At 64.4% G+C, this 17,678-nt stretch carries 20 protein-coding genes; 14 read left to right on the top strand and 6 right to left on the bottom strand.

The window, feature by feature from the left end; genetic code table 11:
• Nucleotides 1-60 precede the first annotated feature (60 nt).
• Entirely contained in the window at nucleotides 61-750 is a 690-nt protein-coding gene (locus tag ACQ651_RS09375; RefSeq protein WP_430449116.1) for an SIMPL domain-containing protein, read from the top strand.
• On the opposite strand, the gene ACQ651_RS09370 is transcribed toward ACQ651_RS09375, so the two are convergent.
• On the bottom strand, nucleotides 751-2,043 hold the full coding sequence (locus ACQ651_RS09370) for an O-acetylhomoserine aminocarboxypropyltransferase/cysteine synthase family protein (protein ID WP_430449115.1): 1,293 nt from the start codon (nucleotides 2,041-2,043) through the stop codon (nucleotides 751-753). It abuts the gene before it with no gap.
• A 331-nt stretch (nucleotides 2,044-2,374) separates the two neighbouring features.
• Between ACQ651_RS09370 and ACQ651_RS09365 the strand changes: the two genes are divergently transcribed.
• Genes ACQ651_RS09365 through ACQ651_RS09355 form a run of 3 tightly spaced genes read left to right on the top strand, consistent with a single transcriptional unit; the run spans nucleotide 2,375 to nucleotide 3,722 of the window.
• Complete coding sequence (locus tag ACQ651_RS09365; protein WP_375551971.1) at nucleotides 2,375-2,752, top strand: NADH:ubiquinone oxidoreductase subunit NDUFA12; 378 nt, start codon at nucleotides 2,375-2,377, stop codon at nucleotides 2,750-2,752.
• 26 nt (nucleotides 2,753-2,778) lie between these two features.
• The gene (mlaD, locus tag ACQ651_RS09360) at nucleotides 2,779-3,234 is read left to right on the top strand and encodes an outer membrane lipid asymmetry maintenance protein MlaD (RefSeq protein ID WP_121897090.1); all 456 of its coding nucleotides are present in this window, start codon (nucleotides 2,779-2,781) and stop codon (nucleotides 3,232-3,234) included.
• Nucleotides 3,231-3,722, top strand: coding sequence for a DUF2155 domain-containing protein (locus ACQ651_RS09355; RefSeq protein ID WP_430449114.1), 492 nt, complete (start codon nucleotides 3,231-3,233; stop codon nucleotides 3,720-3,722). Before mlaD ends, ACQ651_RS09355 begins: the two co-directional genes overlap by 4 nt.
• Here the strand turns inward: ACQ651_RS09355 and aat are convergent.
• Entirely contained in the window at nucleotides 3,686-4,345 is a 660-nt protein-coding gene (aat, locus tag ACQ651_RS09350; RefSeq protein ID WP_227287304.1) for a leucyl/phenylalanyl-tRNA--protein transferase, read from the bottom strand. The genes ACQ651_RS09355 and aat overlap by 37 nt on opposite strands.
• A 175-nt stretch (nucleotides 4,346-4,520) precedes the next feature.
• Here aat and ACQ651_RS09345 point away from each other — a divergent pair, with 175 nt between their 5' ends.
• The gene (locus tag ACQ651_RS09345; protein WP_430449113.1) at nucleotides 4,521-5,159 is read left to right on the top strand and encodes a DUF998 domain-containing protein; all 639 of its coding nucleotides are present in this window, start codon (nucleotides 4,521-4,523) and stop codon (nucleotides 5,157-5,159) included.
• A gap of 19 nt (nucleotides 5,160-5,178) precedes the next feature.
• On the opposite strand, the gene accC is transcribed toward ACQ651_RS09345, so the two are convergent.
• Entirely contained in the window at nucleotides 5,179-6,525 is a 1,347-nt protein-coding gene (gene accC, locus ACQ651_RS09340) for an acetyl-CoA carboxylase biotin carboxylase subunit (protein ID WP_430449112.1), read from the bottom strand.
• A gap of 12 nt (nucleotides 6,526-6,537) precedes the next feature.
• Nucleotides 6,538-7,032 (bottom strand): acetyl-CoA carboxylase biotin carboxyl carrier protein, encoded by a 495-nt coding sequence (gene accB / locus ACQ651_RS09335; protein WP_430449111.1) that lies wholly within the window; start codon nucleotides 7,030-7,032, stop codon nucleotides 6,538-6,540.
• Between the two features lie 317 nt (nucleotides 7,033-7,349).
• Between accB and ACQ651_RS09330 the strand changes: the two genes are divergently transcribed.
• From ACQ651_RS09330 to preA, 3 genes are read left to right on the top strand one after another with little or no spacing between them, the layout of a single operon-like run.
• On the top strand, nucleotides 7,350-8,684 hold the full coding sequence (locus tag ACQ651_RS09330) for an NAD(P)-dependent oxidoreductase (protein WP_430449110.1): 1,335 nt from the start codon (nucleotides 7,350-7,352) through the stop codon (nucleotides 8,682-8,684).
• Nucleotides 8,681-9,055 carry a hypothetical protein gene (locus tag ACQ651_RS09325; protein WP_227287299.1) on the top strand — a complete coding sequence of 125 codons (375 nt, stop codon included), beginning with the start codon at nucleotides 8,681-8,683 and terminating at the stop codon, nucleotides 9,053-9,055. Before ACQ651_RS09330 ends, ACQ651_RS09325 begins: the two co-directional genes overlap by 4 nt.
• Before the next feature lie 21 nt (nucleotides 9,056-9,076).
• On the top strand, nucleotides 9,077-10,378 hold the full coding sequence (preA, locus tag ACQ651_RS09320) for an NAD-dependent dihydropyrimidine dehydrogenase subunit PreA (protein ID WP_430449109.1): 1,302 nt from the start codon (nucleotides 9,077-9,079) through the stop codon (nucleotides 10,376-10,378).
• Nucleotides 10,379-10,442: 64 nt separating this feature from the next.
• Here preA and ACQ651_RS09315 read toward each other — a convergent pair whose 3' ends face one another.
• Both ACQ651_RS09315 and ACQ651_RS09310 read right to left on the bottom strand, forming a co-directional pair.
• Nucleotides 10,443-11,114: an FAD-binding oxidoreductase gene (locus ACQ651_RS09315; protein ID WP_430449108.1), complete on the bottom strand. Its 672-nt coding sequence runs from the start codon at nucleotides 11,112-11,114 to the stop codon at nucleotides 10,443-10,445.
• Between the two features lie 56 nt (nucleotides 11,115-11,170).
• Nucleotides 11,171-11,782 carry a TetR family transcriptional regulator C-terminal domain-containing protein gene (locus ACQ651_RS09310; protein WP_227287296.1) on the bottom strand — a complete coding sequence of 204 codons (612 nt, stop codon included), beginning with the start codon at nucleotides 11,780-11,782 and terminating at the stop codon, nucleotides 11,171-11,173.
• A 231-nt stretch (nucleotides 11,783-12,013) separates the two neighbouring features.
• On the opposite strand from ACQ651_RS09310, the gene ACQ651_RS09305 reads away from it, so the two are divergent.
• From ACQ651_RS09305 to ACQ651_RS09280, 6 genes are read left to right on the top strand one after another with little or no spacing between them, the layout of a single operon-like run.
• Nucleotides 12,014-13,339: an aspartate aminotransferase family protein gene (locus tag ACQ651_RS09305; protein WP_430449107.1), complete on the top strand. Its 1,326-nt coding sequence runs from the start codon at nucleotides 12,014-12,016 to the stop codon at nucleotides 13,337-13,339.
• Nucleotides 13,340-13,378: 39 nt separating this feature from the next.
• Nucleotides 13,379-14,629 carry a Zn-dependent hydrolase gene (locus ACQ651_RS09300; protein WP_430449106.1) on the top strand — a complete coding sequence of 417 codons (1,251 nt, stop codon included), beginning with the start codon at nucleotides 13,379-13,381 and terminating at the stop codon, nucleotides 14,627-14,629.
• A gap of 5 nt (nucleotides 14,630-14,634) precedes the next feature.
• Nucleotides 14,635-14,886, top strand: coding sequence for a hypothetical protein (locus ACQ651_RS09295; protein ID WP_375551980.1), 252 nt, complete (start codon nucleotides 14,635-14,637; stop codon nucleotides 14,884-14,886).
• Nucleotides 14,887-14,910: 24 nt separating this feature from the next.
• Nucleotides 14,911-16,374, top strand: coding sequence for a dihydropyrimidinase (gene hydA, locus ACQ651_RS09290; RefSeq protein WP_121897103.1), 1,464 nt, complete (start codon nucleotides 14,911-14,913; stop codon nucleotides 16,372-16,374).
• Nucleotides 16,375-16,397: 23 nt separating this feature from the next.
• The gene (locus tag ACQ651_RS09285; protein ID WP_227287292.1) at nucleotides 16,398-17,195 is read left to right on the top strand and encodes an ABC transporter ATP-binding protein; all 798 of its coding nucleotides are present in this window, start codon (nucleotides 16,398-16,400) and stop codon (nucleotides 17,193-17,195) included.
• Complete coding sequence (locus ACQ651_RS09280; RefSeq protein ID WP_430449105.1) at nucleotides 17,185-17,643, top strand: N-acetyltransferase family protein; 459 nt, start codon at nucleotides 17,185-17,187, stop codon at nucleotides 17,641-17,643. Before ACQ651_RS09285 ends, ACQ651_RS09280 begins: the two co-directional genes overlap by 11 nt.
• Nucleotides 17,644-17,678: the final 35 nt, after the last annotated feature.

Below are 17,678 nucleotides of genomic sequence, written 5' to 3'. Positions count from 1 at the left end.
GCGAAGCGGCAAACATCATCCTATGGTGATTTCGACCCTGACAAAAGAGGCATTCCGATCATGAAACAGCTTATCCTCGCCGCCGCGCTCGCATGCGTTCCTCTGGGCGCCCTTGCCGAAGACATGGCGACGCTGACGATCCGGGGCACGGGCCAGATCGACGTGGCGCCCGATATGGCCACGATCCAGCTTGGCGTCCTGTCGCAGGCCGAAACCGCGGGGCAGGCGCTGGCGGAAAACAGCGCCGATCTGGAGGCGGTGCTGGCGGTTCTGGCGATCACCGGGATCGACGGGCGGGACATCCAGACATCGCAGTTTTCGGTGCAGCCGGTCTGGTCCGACGACAGCGGCCAGAGCGAGCGGACGCCCGGGATCACCGGGTTCACCGTGACCAATGAAGTGTCGGTCCGGGTGCGCGATCTGGGCAAGCTGGGGGAGGTTCTGGATGCGGTGACGCAGGATGGGGCCAATCTGATTCGGGGTCTGTCCTTCGGTCTGGCCGATCCCGACCCGGTCGCCGACGAGGCGCGGCTGGCCGCGATGGCCGATGCCCGCGCCCGCGCCGACCTGCTGGCGAACGCCGCCGGGGTGGAGATCACCGGTATTCGCAGCATCACCGAGGGCGGGGACGAGCGGCCGTTCCCCGCCGCCGGCAGGCTTGAGATGGCGATGCAGCAGGCGGTGCCGATTGCCGAAGGGGAGGTCACCGTGTCGGCCACGGTGACCGTCGTCTACGAAATCGACGGCTGATTAGCCAGCGGCCTTGGCCAGCGCCTGATCCAGATCGGCGATCAGGTCGTCGGCATCCTCGATCCCGATCGACAGCCGGACAATATTGGGGGCCGCGCCCGCGGCCTCCTGCTGTTCCGGGGTCAGTTGCCGGTGCGTCGTGGAGGCCGAGTGGATGACGAGCGAGCGGGTATCGCCGAGATTGGCCACGTGGCTGAAGATCTCCAGACTGTCGACCAGCTTGATGCAGGCCTCGTACCCGCCCTTGACCGCGAAGGTGAAGAGCGCGCCCGCGCCCTTGGGGCAGACGGTTTTCACCCGGTCGAAATAGGGCGAGCTTTCAAGACCCGCATAGGTGACGAAATCGACGCGGTCATCGGCCTCCAGCCATTTGGCGATCTTCACCGCGTTTTCCACATGGCGCTCCATCCGGAGCGACAGGGTTTCGACCCCCATCAGGGTGTAATGGGCGGCCTGCGGGTTCATCGTCATGCCCAGATCGCGCAACCCGATGGCGATGCCGTGGAAGGTATAGGCCAGATTGCCGAAGGTCTCGTGGAACTTCAGCCCGTGATAGGCAGGCTCGGGCGCCGAGAGGGAGGGAAACTTGTCGGAGGCCGACCAGTCGAATGTGCCGGAATCGATCACGCAGCCGCCGGTGACGGTGCCGTTGCCGGTGAGGTATTTCGTCGTGGAATGGACCACCAGCGTCGCGCCATGTTCGATGGGCCGGCAGAGATAGGGGGTGGCGGTGGTGTTGTCGATGATCAGCGGGATACCGGCGGCATCGGCGATATCGGCGATTGCGCGCACATCCATGATGTAGCCGCCGGGGTTGGCGATGGCCTCGCCGAAGACGGCGCGAGTGTCATCGTCGATGGCGGCCTTCACGGCATCGAGATCGTCCATGTCGACGAATTTCGCGGACCAGCCGAAACGCTTGATCGTCTGGCTGAACTGGGTGACCGTGCCGCCGTAAAGACGGGTGGACACGACCACGTTCTTGCCGGGGCTCATCAGCGGGAAAAGCGCCATGATCTGCGCCGCATGGCCGGAGGAGCAGCAGACCGCGCCCACGCCGCCCTCTAGCGTGGCAAGCCGCTCCTGCAGCACGGCCACGGTCGGGTTGGTCAGGCGGGAATAGATGAAGCCCACCTCCTGCAGGTTGAACAGCGCCGCGGCGTGATCGGCATCGCGGAACACATAAGCCGTGGTCTGGTAGATCGGGGTCTGCCGCGCGCCGGTGGCGGGGTCGGGGCGGGCGCCTGCATGGATTTGCAGCGTGTCGAAGCCGTAGCTGGGTCCGTCGGTCATTGGTGTCTCTCCCTTGAAATGCCGTGTTTGGGAGAAGCTTTAGGGCAAGCGGGACAGGGCGACAATGTGGCGTGACGCAGAAAGAACGGGCGGTGCGGCGGGGCCGGTTCCCCGGGAACAGGGGTTTGGAAAGCCCGGCGCATTCGCGACCGGCGTTTTTCTGCCGCGGCGCGCGGCGAAACCCGGGGTCTCCGCGGGGGCCGAGACGCGCCTGATTGCCGGACGGCGCCGCACCGCCCGCGACATCGCCGCCGACCATTGGCCCTAGACCTTGGCCCGTGCTTGCGGCATTACCTGTCCAATATGCTTTTGCCTGACCCGGAGGCGCCCCATGCTGAGCTTTCTGAAACGTCTCGTGACCTGGTGGAACGGCCAGACCCTCGGCACCCAGCTGATGACCTGGCGCAGGGGTGAGCGCGTGGGCGAGGACGAGGCGGGCAACGTCTTCTACCAGACCCGTGACGGCGTACGCCGCTGGGTGATCTTCAACGGCGAGGCGGAGGCCAGCCGGGTCAGCCCCGACTGGCACGGGTGGCTGCACCACACCTGGAATGATCCGCCGAGCGAGCGCCCGCTGCCCCGCAAGACGTGGGAGAAGCCGCATCTGCCGAACCTGACCGGCACGGCGCAGGCCTATGCGCCCGCAGGCTCGATCCGGCGGCGCGACCCCGAAGAGCGCCGCGATTACGAGGCCTGGAGCCCGGATTAGGCAGAGAGCGGCAGGGAGTACTGTCGATGTCCGAGAACACCACTGCCGAGATCGTCGTGGGCGGCGTCGTGCTGGCGGCCGCGGTGGGGTTTTTCATCTATGCCGCGCAGGCCACCGGGTTCGAGCGGGATACCGGCAGTTACGAACTGGTGGCCTCGTTCCGCTCGGTGGAGGGGATCGGACTGGGCACCGATGTGCGCCTTGCCGGTGTGCGCGTCGGATCGGTGACCGGTCTGGAGCTGAACCCCACGACCTATCGCGCCGACACGACCATCAGCATCCGCGATGAGATCGAGATCCCCGATGACAGCGCGATTGCGGTCGCCTCCGAAGGGTTGCTTGGCGGCTCCTTCGTCGAGATCCTGCCGGGCGGGTCGCCGTTCGCGCTGGAACCCGGCGGAGAGATCATCGACACGCAAAGCTCGGTCAGCCTGATCACGCTTCTGCTGCGCTTCGTCACCGGCGACGGGGAAGGCGAATGACGCGCCGCCCCCTGATGCTTGCTGCGGTGATTTTGCTTGCCATGACCCCCGGCGTTTCGGTCGCGCAGGACCCGGCGGTGAGCCCTTTCGTGCAAAACAACGATGGCAGCCTCTTCGTGCAGGATCGCGGCGACGGGGTCCGGCTGGAGGAGCGGCGGAACCCCGGCGCCGTCACATCGGTGAGCGCGCCCAATGTGGCCCCCGCCGATGGCGCGGTTCTGCGCGCGCTGGACAAGACCCTCGGCCGGCCGACGGATATCGAGATGTCGAACGGGCAGACCGTCGTGTTCGGCAGCATCGCGATCCGCATGTTCGAATGCCGCTATCCGATCGACAACCCCGCCTCGGACGGGTTCGCCCATATCCAGGTGATGGATCTGGACGGGGACGAGGTGTTCAACGGCTGGATGGTCGCCTCCAGCCCGGCGCTGGTGGCGATGGAACACCCGCGCTACGATGTCTGGGTTCTGAGGTGCAGGATTTCCTGAGGCGTGACGGGCTGGGGCTGCGCCAGAAAATCCGCCTCCCAGTCGAGCGCGCGTTCCAGCCGGCGGTGATACTCGGCCCGGGGGATTTCCACCGCGCCAAGCCGGATCAGGTGATCGGTGACGAACTGTGTATCGAACAGCTGAAAGCCGCCATAGCGCAGACGGCTGACCAGATAGGCCAGCGCGATCTTCGAGGCATCCGTGCGGCGCGAGAACATGCTTTCCCCGAAAAACGCCGCGCCAAGCGTGACCCCATAGACGCCGCCCACAAGCACGGGGCCATCCCAGACCTCCATGGAATGGGCGTAGCCTGCGGCGTGAAGCTGCTGATACAGCTCGAAAATCTCGGCATTGATCCAGGTTTCATCGCGGTCGGCGCAGCCTGCGACCGTGCCCTTGAAATCCGTATTGACGCGGATGTCGAACGGCGCGGCCCGGATCCTGCGGGCGAGACTGCGCGAGATGTGGAACCCGTTCAGCGGGATGATGCCGCGGCGCTGGGGATCGACCCAGAAGAGATCGGGATCGTTGCGGCTTTCGGACATCGGAAAGATGCCGGCCGCATAGGCCCGCAGCAGAAGATCCGCGGTCAGGGTGGGGCGCTGGTAGAGATCATGGGCCATCGTCCGGCAGCATAACCGCTTGCGGTGAAGAAACTCCATCCGCGTTTTTTGACGTGGGGATGGCTTCTGGCCGCCCCGGCGGGATCGCCCGCGCGCCGACGGGGGAACCCGTGCCGGTCGGGCGGCGTTGCCCTCTTGACCGCACTGGCAAACCACCCCCGGAAAGGCAGACCCTATGACCCGTGACGTCACCGGCCACCCGACAGGGACGGAGCGGCCCTATCTGCTTATCCTGCTTGGATTTATCGGCTGTTTCGGGTGCCTGTCGCTGATTATCGGCACCGCGGTCGCCCCGTTCTTCGTGCCCGACCATGACTGGGTCGCCGACACGATCAGCGATCTGGCTGCGGGCCGGTCCGAGATCATCATGGATGTCGCCCTTTACGGGTTCGCGGCCGGGCTTTTCGCCGTCTCCCTCGCGGCGGCGCATATTCATCTGGGCGGGGTCAGATGGTCGATCGGCCTGATCTCTCTGGCGATTCTCGCGTCGCTGGTGGTGATCGTGGGCGCGCGCAACGAATATGGCGACGGGGACAGCGAGGGGATCGTGATCCATATCTATCTGGTCTACGGGCTGGGCGCGCTGTTCCTGCTGGCGCCCCTGTGCCTTGCGCCGGGCCTGCGGCAGGATCACGGCCGGGCGCGAAAGGCGCTGATCGCGCTTGGGCTGCTCTGGGGTCTCTGCGCGCCGCTTTTCCTGTTCACGCCCACGGGCGTCGACGGGCTGGTGGAGCGCCTGCTGGGGCTGGTGGCCTGTGCCATCGTGGCGCTTCTGGCGCTTGTGGCGATCCGGCGCGGGAGGGCGGCGTTGTAGGGCCGCCCGGAGGATGGTTTCAGCCCAGGTTCGTTTCCAGCCACTTTTCCAGCCAGTGGATGTTGTACTCCCCGGTCTGGACCGCCTCTTCCTCCATCAGGGCGCGGAAAAGCGGGATCGTGGTGTCCACGCCATCGACGATCAGCTCGCCAAGGGCCCGGTGAAGACGCGCCAGCGCCTCGGGCCGGTCGCGGCCATGCACGATCAGCTTGGCGATCAGGCTGTCGTAATAGGGCGGGATCGAATAGCCGTCGTAAAGCGCCGAATCCATCCGGACGCCCAGACCGCCGGGCGCGTGATACTGGGTGATCTTGCCCGGGCAGGGCGAGAAATTCGGCAGCTTTTCCGCATTGATCCGGACTTCGATGGAGTGGCCGTTCACGACCAGATCCTCTTGACGGAAGGACATCTCCTCGCCCGCCGCGACACGGATCTGCTCACGCACCAGATCGACGCCGAAAATCGCCTCGGTCACCGGGTGTTCCACCTGCAGCCGCGTATTCATCTCGATGAAAAAGAACTCGTCGTTTTCGTAGAGAAACTCGATCGTGCCGGCGCCTTCATAGCCGATCTCGGCCACGGCCTTGGCGCAGGTCGCGCCGATCCGGGCCCGGATCTCGGGGCTGATCGCGGGGCCGGGGGCCTCTTCCAGCACTTTCTGGTGCCGCCGCTGCAGCGAGCAGTCGCGCTCCCCCAGATGGACCGCGTTGCCGCGCCCGTCGCCGAACACCTGCACCTCGATATGGCGGGGCGCACCGAGATATTTCTCGATATACACCTCGTCATTGCCGAAATTGGATTTACCCTCGCTGCGCGCGGTGCGGAAGGCGGTTTCCAGCTCTTCGGCGGAGCGGGCCAGCTTCATGCCCTTGCCGCCGCCGCCTGCGGTCGCCTTGATGATCAGCGGGAAGCCGGTTTCCCGTGCCACGGCCTGCGCCGCCTCGAAATCGGGCACGCCGCCATCGGAGCCGGGCACGCAGGGCACGCCGAGCGCCTTCATCGTGTCCTTGGCGGTGATCTTGTCGCCCATCATGCGGATATGTTCGGCCGACGGGCCGATGAACTTGATCCCGTGATCTTCGACGATCTGCACGAATTGAGCGTTTTCCGACAGGAAGCCATAGCCCGGATGGATCGCCTCCGCCCCGGTGATCTCGCAGGCGGAAATGATCGCGGGGACGCTGAGATAGCTGAGCGTGCTTGACGGGGGGCCGATGCAGATCGCCTCGTCCGCCATGCGGACATGCATCGCATCGCTGTCTGCGGTGGAATGGACGGCGACCGTGCCCACGCCCATCTCACGCGCCGCGCGGATGACGCGGAGCGCGATTTCGCCGCGATTGGCGACAAGGATCTTGGAGAACATGCGCGCGCCGCCCTATTCGATGATCATGAGCGGTGCGCCGAATTCGACGGGCGCGCCATCTTCGACAAGAATGCGTTTGACGGTGCCGGATTTGGGTGACGGGATCTGGTTCATCGTTTTCATCGCTTCGATGATCATCAGGGTCTGGCCCTCGGCGACCTTGTCGCCCACCGCGACGAAGGACGGGGTGCCGGGCTCCGGTTGCAGATAGGCGGTGCCGACCATGGGCGATGTGACCGCATTGGGGTTCTGCGCGGGATCGACCGACGGGGCCGGGGCGGGCGCCGCATCGGCGGCGGCGGGGCCGGAGATCGGCGCCGGCGCGGCGTGCATGGCCGGGGCGGGCGCGGATTGCACCATCTGCATCTGCCGCGAGACGCGGACATTCAGGCTGTCATCGGCGCCGTAATCGCGCTTGACCTGCAACTCCGTCAGGTCGTTCTCTCGCAGCAACTCGGCCAGCGCCCGGATGAACGCCACATCCCCGTCATGCGTTTTGTTTGCCATGGTGTTTTTGTCCTCGCCGTATGTATTGGCTGTTCTTATACGGGCCAGACCGTGTGCCCGCGCCTGATTTATCGCCCATATACTGCACAAGACGCGGGGATTAAAGCGCTTGCGCGCGGGAAAGGCCGATCCGGCTTCCCCTGCGGTATGCGCCCGGTTTCGGCTGTTTTACAGGCATTCACGTCGGTTTTTGCCGCATTGCGCGGCTGAAAGGCGGCAAACGCGGTGTGCCGAATAATTTACCATTTGATAAAATTTTGGACCTGTGCCAGCGTTCCGGGGACGACAGCCATTCGATCAGGGAGGGACGATACCCCATGACGAACAGCCCCTTCACGCCCGGAATTGTCCCGGGCCGGCTTCAGCCCGAGGCCTATGAGGCGAATTTCGCCGATCTGCACGAGCCCCTCGACAGCCATGAGGCGCTGGTGGCCGCGGACCGCTGCTACTTCTGCCACGATGCGCCCTGCATCACGGCCTGTCCCACGGAAATCGACATTCCGCTTTTCATCCGGCAGATCGCGACCGGCATGCCGGAGGCGGCGGCGCGCACGATTTTCCAGCAGAACATCCTTGGCGGGATGTGCGCGCGGGTCTGCCCGACGGAGACGCTGTGCGAGGAGGCCTGCGTGCGCGAGATCGCCGAGGGCAAGCCGGTTCTGATCGGGCAATTGCAGCGCTACGCGACGGACACGCTGATGGCGGCGGGCGTCCATCCGTTCATGCGGGCGGCGCCAACGGGCAAATCCGTAGCCGTCGTGGGGGCCGGGCCCGCCGGGCTGGCCTGTGCGCACCGTCTTGCGATGCATGGCCACGAGGTGACGATCTACGATGCAAGGCCGAAAGGCGGCGGCCTGAACGAATACGGGATCGCGGCCTACAAGACCGTGGAGAATTTTGCGGAGGCCGAACTGGACTGGCTGATGAAGATCGGCGGGATCACCCTTGAGACCGGCAAGGCGCTGGGTGTCGACATGACGCTCGACAGCCTGAAAGCGGAGTTCGACGCGGTGTTTCTGGGTATGGGGCTGGCCGGTGTGAACGCCCTGCGCGCGGACGGGGAGGACAAGGCGGGCGTGATGGATGCGGTCGGCTTCATTTCCGATCTGCGGCAGGCCGGGGATCTGTCGGCTCTGCCGGTGGGCCGCAATGTCGTGGTGATCGGCGGCGGCATGACGGCGATCGATGCGGCGGTCCAGTCGAAGCTTCTGGGCGCCGAAACCGTGACGATCCTTTATCGCCGGGGCCGCGATGCGATGCCCGCCAGCCGATATGAGCAGGATCTGGCGGCCTCCAAGGGGGTGCGGATCGTGTTCAACGCGATGCCGGTGGCGGTTCTGGGCAACGGGGCGGTCACGGGCGTGCGGGCGGAATACACACGCGCCGAGGGCAAGAGCCTGATCGGCACGGGCGAGACATTCGATCTGCCCGCCGATCAGGTGCTCAAGGCCATCGGCCAGACGCTCGACGGCACGCCCGACGGCCTGACGCTGAGCGATGGAAAGATCGCGGTGACAGGTGCGGGCCGGACCGGCGTTGCGGGCGTCTGGGCGGGTGGCGATTGCGCCAGCGGAGGCGAAGACCTGACCGTGACGGCGGTGGCCGAGGGGCGCGATGCGGCGGAAGACATCCACAAGGCCCTTGTGGGATGAGCTGGGTCGCGGGAGGTTTTGCCGCGGCGATCTGTGCGGGGGCACCGGTGCTGGCCAACCCGTTCGAGGGAGAGTGGTGCCACCCCGTGGGCGCGATCATGTTCCTGGAGGCCCAACAACTCGGGTTCAACGATCACACCATCTGTTCCATCGAAAACACGGTCACGCCGGAGCCGAACGCGGATTGGACAAGCCCCATCACCTGTCGCCACGTCTATATCCGGGGGATCAACCCGGACGGATCCATGGAGCGGCTTGAAACGCCGATGCACCGGCCCTCCACCATCACATTGCGCCCGGTCGCGCCCGATCAGATCGCGGTCGATCTGGGCTCGGCGGCGCCCCCGGCGATCTATCATCGCTGCGAATAACGCCTCAAGAAAGGACCAGACATGGCTGATCTTTCGACGAATTTTCTGGGCATAAAATCCCCCAACCCGTTCTGGCTGGCCTCGGCCCCGCCGACGGACAAGGAATACAACGTGGTGCGCGCCTTCAAGGCGGGCTGGGGCGGCGTCGTCTGGAAGACGCTGGGCGAAGACCCCCATGTGGTGAACGTGAACGGGCCGCGATACGGGGCGATCTACGGCGCGGACCGGCGGCTGCTGGGGCTGAACAACATCGAGTTGATCACCGACCGTCCGCTAGAGGTGAACCTGCGCGAGATCAAGGCGGTCAAACGCGCCTGGCCGGATCGGGCGATGATCGTGTCGCTGATGGTTCCGTGCGAGGAAGCCGCCTGGAAGCGCATCCTGCCGCTGGTGGAAGACACCGGCGCGGACGGGATCGAGCTGAATTTCGGCTGCCCCCACGGGATGAGCGAGCGGGGCATGGGCTCTGCGGTGGGGCAGGTGCCGGAATACATCGAGATGGTGGCGCGCTGGTGCAAGGCCAACACGCGGATGCCGGTGATCGTGAAACTGACGCCCAATATCACCGATATCCGGTATCCCGCCCGCGCGGCGAAAGCGGGCGGTGCGGATGCGGTCTCGCTGATCAACACGATCAGTTCGATCACCTCGGTCAATCTCGATACCATGAGCCCGGAGCCGTCGATCGATGGCAAGGGGTCCCATGGCGGATATTGCGGCCCGGCGGTCAAGCCCATCGCGCTGAACATGGTGGCCGAAATCGCGCGCGACCCTGAAACGGCGGGCCTGCCGATTTCGGGCATCGGCGGGGTGACCACATGGCGCGATGCGGCGGAGTTTCTGGCGCTGGGCTGCGGCACGGTGCAGGTCTGCACCGCCGCGATGACCTATGGTTTCAAAGTGGTCGAGGAGATGAAATCCGGTCTCAGCCAGTGGATGGATGAAAAGGGCCACCGCTCGATAGACGAGGTCGTCGGACGGGCCGTGCCGAACGTGACCGACTGGCAGTATCTGAACCTGAACTACGTGACCAAGGCGCGGATCGATCAGGATGCCTGCATCAAGTGCGGGCGCTGCTACGCGGCCTGCGAGGATACCTCGCATCAGGCGATTTCCATGTCCGAGGATCGGGTGTTCGAGGTGATCGACGAGGAATGCGTGGCCTGCAACCTCTGCGTCAATGTCTGCCCGGTGGAGAACTGCATCACCATGGAGGAGCTGGAGCCGGGCACGATCGACACAAGAACCGGCAAGGTCGTGGAGCCCGATTACGCCAACTGGACCACGCATCCGAACAATCCGGGCGCCTGCGCCGCGGAGTAAGGCCGGAACGCGCGGGCTGACCCGGCCCCCCGGGCGTTGGCCGGCGCGTTCCTAGGCGGAAGGATCACCAGCCGTCTTCGGTTATGATGTCTGCGCCATCGACGCCCATCGCCTTGAGGTGATCGCGGATGTCATCGACCATCCCGCCCGGACCGCAAATGTAGAACGGGCCGGATGTGGAGCTCACGTGCCGGTCAAGGAAATCCCTGTCGATGGGTCCGCCGGGCAGGCCTCCTGCGTCGTCCTCCGTCACGACGAAGGTCGTCTTCAAGCCGTCCGTCCGCTCCCACTCATCGCGCAGGATGATGTCGGCTTCGGTTTTGTTGGAAAAGATCAGATGACATCCGTCAGTCTGGGCCTGCGCGGCGCGGCGGCGCAGAAGGCAGATGAAGGGCGTGACGCCGGCCCCGCCCGCGATGAAGGTTCCGGCCCCGTGATCGGTGATTGCGCCGAACGGGTCGCCCGCCTGCACCCTTTCCCCCGGCGTCATGGTGGCGATCTGTTCCGTCACGCCGTCATGATCGGGGTAGATCTTGATGACGAATTCCAGAAACGGATCCTCGGGCTGGGAGGTCATGGTGAAAGGGCGGCCTTCGTCACGCCAGCCGTCGCGGTCGATCGCAATCTCGGTGGCCTGACCGGGTTCGAAGGCGAAGTCCTCGGGGCGGTCGAAGCGCAGGCATCTGGTGTCATGGGTGACGGTCGACATGTCTTGCAGGGTCAGGCTGTAGCTCATGATGTCTCCTTTTCAGGAAGACAACGCGGCAGCGTGAGCCAGGTTCCTGCCCCGGCTCAGGGCCGGAGCAGTTTGGTGAACAGCGTCCGCAGAAATGTTTCGGCTTCCGCGAACGGGTCGCGATCCTCCCCCAGAACCGCGCGCACCTGCACGTCGAAATCCGCGTAATGCTGGGTCAGCGCCCAGATCGAGAAGATCAGGTGATGCGGGTCGATATCGGCGATCTTGCCGGCGGCGGCCCAGCCGCGGATGATCGTGACCTTCTCATCCACCAGCTTCCTCAGATCGGTTGCCAGAACCTCCTGCATGCGCGGTGCGCCCTGCAGGATCTCATTGGCGAAAAGGCGACTTTCGCGCGGGAAATCACGGCTCATCTGCAGCTTCCTGCGGACATAGCCCAGCAACTCCTCGACCGGTTCGCCGTCGGGGTCCATCTCGCGAAGGGGGTCCAGCCATGTGTCCATCAACTGGCTGAGCAGGGTGACGTGAACCGCCTCTTTCGAAGGGAAATAATATAGAAGATTGGGCTTGGACAGCCCGGCCGCCGCCGCGATCTGATCCAGCGTCGCGCCCCGGAACCCATGTCGGGAAAAGACCAGAAGGGCGGCCTCCAGAATGGCCTGCGTGTTCTTGCGCTGAATACGGGTGCGCGGCGGCTGAATGTTCATGTTCCTACTCTGCCACTTGGGGCGGCACTGCGGCAAGGGTCATGCCCGCATCGCCCAAGCCCCGGGCAGATGCGCCCGCTTGACGATCATTTGCCTTGCGATTGGGCGTTTTCCGGCGTTCAATTTCTTGACTGACCATGCGCCTCTGCTAGCGTGATCTTGACCAGATGGTCAAAACAATAATTTCAGCCGACCGGTGGCGCGCCGGTTCTGCCAGATAGGGTGAGCACCATGGCGCTTGACCGCTCCAATCCAAATGATCTGTCGGCCTTCTGGATGCCGTTCACCGCGAACCGCCAATTCAAGCAGAACCCGCGCATGTTCGTGGCCGCCGAGGGGATGTTTTACAAAACTGCGGACGGGCGCGAGGTGCTGGATGGCACCGCCGGTCTGTGGTGCTGCAATGCCGGGCACAAACGCCCGCGGATCGTCGAGGCGATACAGGCGCAGGCGGCGGAGCTGGATTACGCGCCCGCCTTCCAGATGGGCCACCCGAAGGCCTTCGAGCTGGCCACGCGGCTGCGCGATCTGGCGCCGGAGCCGTTCGATCACGTGTTCTTCACCAATTCCGGCTCGGAATCTGTCGAAACCGCGCTGAAGATCGCCATCGCCTATCAGCGCGCCATCGGGCAGGGCACACGGACCCGGCTGATCGGGCGCGAACGCGGCTATCACGGGGTCAATTTCGGCGGCATCTCGGTGGGCGGTATCGTCAACAACCGCAAGTATTTCGGCGCGCTGCTGACCGGGGTGGATCATCTGCCCCATACGCATCTGCCGGATCGGAACGCCTTCACCCGCGGCCAGCCCGAGCATGGCGCCTATCTGGCCGAAGATCTGGAACGGATCGTCGCGCTGCACGGGCCGGAAACGGTGGCGGCGGTGATCGTGGAGCCGATGGCGGGATCGACCGGGGTGTTGATGCCGCCCAAGGGCTATCTGGAGAAACTACGCGAGATCTGCACGAAACATGGCATCCTGCTGATCTTCGACGAGGTGATCACCGGGTTCGGACGGCTGGGATCCTCCTTCGCGGCGGAGCATTTCGGCGTGATGCCGGACATGATCACCACCGCCAAGGGCCTGACCAACGGGGTGATCCCGATGGGCGCGGTGCTGGCGACGGGCGCGATCCATGATGCGTTCATGCAGGGCCCCGAACACATGATCGAGCTGTTCCATGGCTACACCTATTCGGGCAACCCGATCGCCTCGGCGGCGGGTCTTGCCACGCTGGAGACCTACCGTGAGGAGGGGCTTTTCCAGCGGGCCGCGGACATGGCCGGCTATTGGGAGGAGGGGCTGCATTCGCTGGCCGATTGCCCCCATGTTATCGACATCCGCAACATGGGCCTGATCGGGGCGGTGGAACTGGAGCCGATCGCGGGGGAGCCGACGAAACGCGCCTTCCAGGCGTTTCTGGATTGCTATGAGAAAGGCGTGCTGATCCGCACCACGGGCGACATCATCGCGATGAGCCCGCCCTTGATCATCGAGAAAGCGCATATCGACCAGTTGTTCGGCACGCTGCGCGACGTGCTGATGCATCTGGATTAAGATCGCCACGGAAGAATTTGGACTATCGGGGGAAATCTTATGCCGGCACCCGGCGAGAACATGAAGATCAATGGCGAGCGGCTGTGGGAGTCGCTGATGGAGATGGCCCGGATCGGCCCGGGTGTCGCGGGGGGCAACAACCGTCAGACCCTGACCGACGAGGATGCCGAGGGGCGGGCCCTGTTCCAGAGCTGGTGCGAGCAGGCGGGCTGCGCCATGGGGCTGGACCAGATGGGCAACATGTTCGCCATGCGCGAAGGCACGGACCCCGACGCGCTGCCGGTCTATGTGGGCTCCCATCTCGACACACAGCCGACCGGCGGGAAGTATGACGGGGTTCTGGGTGTGCTTGGCGGGCTGGAGATCATTCGGTCCCTCAACGATCTGGGCATCAGGACCAGGCACCCGATCGTGGTGACGAACTGGACCAACGAGGAAGGCACGCGCTATGCGCCCGCCATGCTCTCTTCGGGTGTGTTCGCGGGGGTGCATAGCCAGGACTGGGCCTATGAGCGCGAGGATGCGAAGGGTCTGAAATTCGGCTCCGAGCTGGAGCGGATCGGCTGGAAGGGCGAGGAGGAGGTGGGCGCCCGGAAAATGCACGCCTTTTTCGAGCTGCATATCGAACAGGGGCCGATCCTTGAGGCTGAAGGCAAGCAAATCGGTGTCGTGACCCACGGGCAGGGCTTGAGCTGGACACAGGTGACGATCACCGGAAAGGACAGCCATACCGGCTCAACGCCGATGCCGATGCGCAAGAACGCGGGCCTCGGCATGGCCCGTGTGCTGGAACTGGTGGACGAAATCGCCTGGATCCATGCGCCTCATGCGGTAGGCGCGGCGGGACATATCGACGTCTATCCCAATTCCCGCAACGTGATCCCCGGCAAGGTCGTGTTCACGGTGGATTTTCGATCGCCGGAGCTGGCGGTGATCGAGGATATGGAAAACCGCCTGAAGGAAGGCGGGTCGGAAATATGCAAGGATATGGGCCTTGAGATCGCGTTCGAGAAGGTTGGCGGGTTCGATCCGGTCAAGTTCGACGAGGATTGCGTGGCCGCCGTGCGGGGCGCGGCGGAGCGGTTGGGCTATTCCCACCGGGATCTGATCTCCGGCGCGGGCCATGATGCCTGCTGGATCAACAAGGTGGCCCCCACGGCGATGGTGATGTGCCCCTGCGTTGACGGGCTTAGCCATAACGAGGCAGAAGAGATCAGCCCGGAATGGGCCGCGGCCGGGGCGAATGTGCTGTTCCATGCCGTTGTCGAAACAGCTCAGATAGTGGAGTGAAGAGATTGAAGAGATTGCTTGTCCTTGGCGGGTTTCTTGCGCTGGCCGCCTGCGAACCGGCCCCGCCAGCGGATCCGAACGCCCCGTCCGTCCAGTTTTCCGAACAGACGCTGGCGTTGCTGCCGCCGGGGCAGGATCTGACCAATGTGATTTTGCAGGACGACAATTGCTATTGGTATCTGCATCGCGGACCGGTGGAGGACACGTATATTCCCCTGCTGACACGCCAGGGGCGCGGGATCTGCACGCAAGGGTGAGGTCGACATGAGGGGAGAGACGACATGGGCAAGGTGATCAAGGGCGGAACCGTCGTGACCGCCGACCGCCAGTTCAAGGCGGATGTGCGGATCGAGGGAGAGAAGATCGCCGAGATCGGCGAGAACCTGTCCGCCGATGAGGTGATCGACGCCGAAGGCGCCTATGTCATTCCGGGCGGCATCGACCCGCATACCCATCTGGAAATGCCCTTCATGGGCACGACGGCGGCGGAGACCTTCGAAAGCGGCACATTCGCGGCGGCGGCGGGCGGGACCACGATGCTGGTCGATTTCTGCCTGCCGGGGGAGGATGGCAGCCTGCTGTCGGCGCTGGATGACTGGGACCGCAAATCGAAGGACCAGATCTGCGTCGACATCTCCTATCACATGGCGATCACCGACTGGAACGAGCGTATTTTCAACGAGATGGAAACCGTCGTTAACGAACGCGGCGTGAACACGTTCAAGCATTTCATGGCCTACAAGGGCGCGTTGATGGTGGAAGATGACGAGATGTACGCCTCCTTCAAGCGCTGCGCCGAATTGGGGGCGCTGCCGCTGGTCCATGCGGAAAACGGCGATATCGTTCAGGAGTTGCAGCAGAAGTATCTGGCCGAAGGGATCACCGGGCCGGAGGGCCATGCCTATTCCCGCCCGCCCGAGGTGGAGGGCGAGGCGGCCAACCGGGCGATCATGATCGCCGACGCGGCGGGCACGCCCCTTTACATCGTCCATGTGTCTTGCGAGCAGGCGCATGAAGCGATCCGGCGGGCGCGACAGAAGGGGATGCGGGTCTATGGCGAGCCGCTGATCCAGCACCTGACCCTCGATGAAAGCGAGTATTTCAACAAGGATTGGCAATATGCCGCGCGCCGCGTGATGTCGCCGCCCTTCCGCTCGAAAGAGCATCAGGACGGGCTTTGGAACGGGCTGGCGGCGGGCTCCTTGCAGGTGGTGGCCACCGATCACGCGGCCTTCACCGATGAGCAAAAGCGCATGGGGCTGGATAACTTCACCACCATCCCGAACGGGACCGGCGGGCTGGAAGAGCGGATGGCGATGCTCTGGACCAAGGGGGTCGAGACGGGCCGGCTGACGCCGGAGGAGTTCGTGGCGGTGACGTCCTCGAACATCGCCAAAATCCTGAACATCTATCCGATGAAGGGCGCGCTGGTGCCCGGCGCGGATGCGGATGTGGTTGTCTGGGATCCGGGCATCAGCAAGGAAATCCATGTCAGCACCCAGAAATCTATCATTGATTACAATGTGTTCGAGGGTATGGAGGTGACGGCGCAGCCGCGCTATACGCTCTCCCGCGGCGATGTGGTCTGGGCCTATGGGCAGAACAGCCAGCCGCAACCGGGGCGCGGAAGGTTCGTGAAGCGCAAGCCCTATGCCAGCGCGTCGAAGGCGCTGTCGAAGTGGAAATCGCTGAACACGCCCCGCAAGATCGAGCGCAATCCGCTGAACATTCCGAGCGGGGTATGATGGCGGGAGATCCGGCATATCGGATGGCGGATCCCGCCACCCAACCCCCTGTCATCGAAGCGAAAAACCTCGATCTGACGTTTCAGACGAACGATGGCCCGGTCCATGCGCTGAAAGACGTCAATCTTCAGATCGACAAGGGCGATTTCGTCAGCTTCATCGGCCCCTCCGGGTGCGGCAAGACCACCTTTCTGCGGGTCATCGCGGCGCTGGAGCATCCCACGGGCGGCGAAATCACCGTTAATGGCATGACCCCGGACGAGGCGCGGCAGAACCGGGCCTATGGCTATGTGTTTCAGGCCGCCGGTCTCTACCCGTGGCGGACCATCGAGAAGAACGTCAAGCTGCCGCTGGAAATCATGGGGTTCAGCCGCGCAGAGCAGGAAGAGCGGGTCAGGAACGTCCTGCAACTGGTTGATCTGGAAGGGTTTGGCAAGAAGTACCCCTGGCAGTTGTCAGGCGGCATGCAGCAGCGGGCCTCCATCGCGCGGGCGCTGGCCTTCGATGCCGACCTGTTGTTGATGGACGAACCCTTCGGGGCGCTGGACGAGATCGTGCGCGACCATTTGAACGAGCAATTGCTGAAGCTTTGGGCGCGGACGGAAAAGACCATCGGTTTCGTCACCCATTCGATCCCGGAGGCGGTGTATCTCTCCACCAGGATCGTCGTGATGTCGCCGCGCCCGGGCCGGATCACCGATGTGATCGAGAACGATCTGCCGAAGGAGCGCCCGCTCGACATCCGCGACACGCCCGAGTTTCTGGAGATCGCGCACCGGGTGCGCGAGGGGCTGCGGGCGGGGCATGCCTATGATGACTGACACGGCGATCAGGCAGGACATTCGGCCTGGCCGACGCGAGGATGCGGTGGCTTGCGCCGATATGGTGAATGGCTGGATCGACGACCGGTACTGGATGCCCCGGGTGCACACGCCCGATGAGGTGCGCGATTTCTATCGCGACGTCGTCTTTGAGCGGCGGACGGTCTGGGTAACCGGCGACCCGATCCGCGGGTTTCTGGCCATGGACGAGGACGCGGAACTTGTGACCGCGCTCTATGTCGCCACGCCGGGGCAGGGTATCGGCCGGCGGCTGCTGAACGTCGCGAAGGCGCGGCGGGACAGGCTGGAGCTGTGGACCTTCGTGGCCAATCGCGGAGCCCGCGATTTTTACCGTCGCGAGGGATTTCGCGAGATCCGCCAGACCGACGGCAGTAATGAAGAAGGTCTTCCGGACGTTCTGCTCAGATGGGAAAGGGCCGGCCAATGACCGACATGTCCCGGACCGGCGTGATGCGCGCAGGC

The organism is Rhodophyticola sp. (assembly GCF_965284195.1).
GTDB lineage: Bacteria > Pseudomonadota > Alphaproteobacteria > Rhodobacterales > Rhodobacteraceae > Rhodophyticola.
Note: the sequence above shows the minus strand (reverse complement) of the source record. Positions and strands in the feature narration are given on the sequence as shown.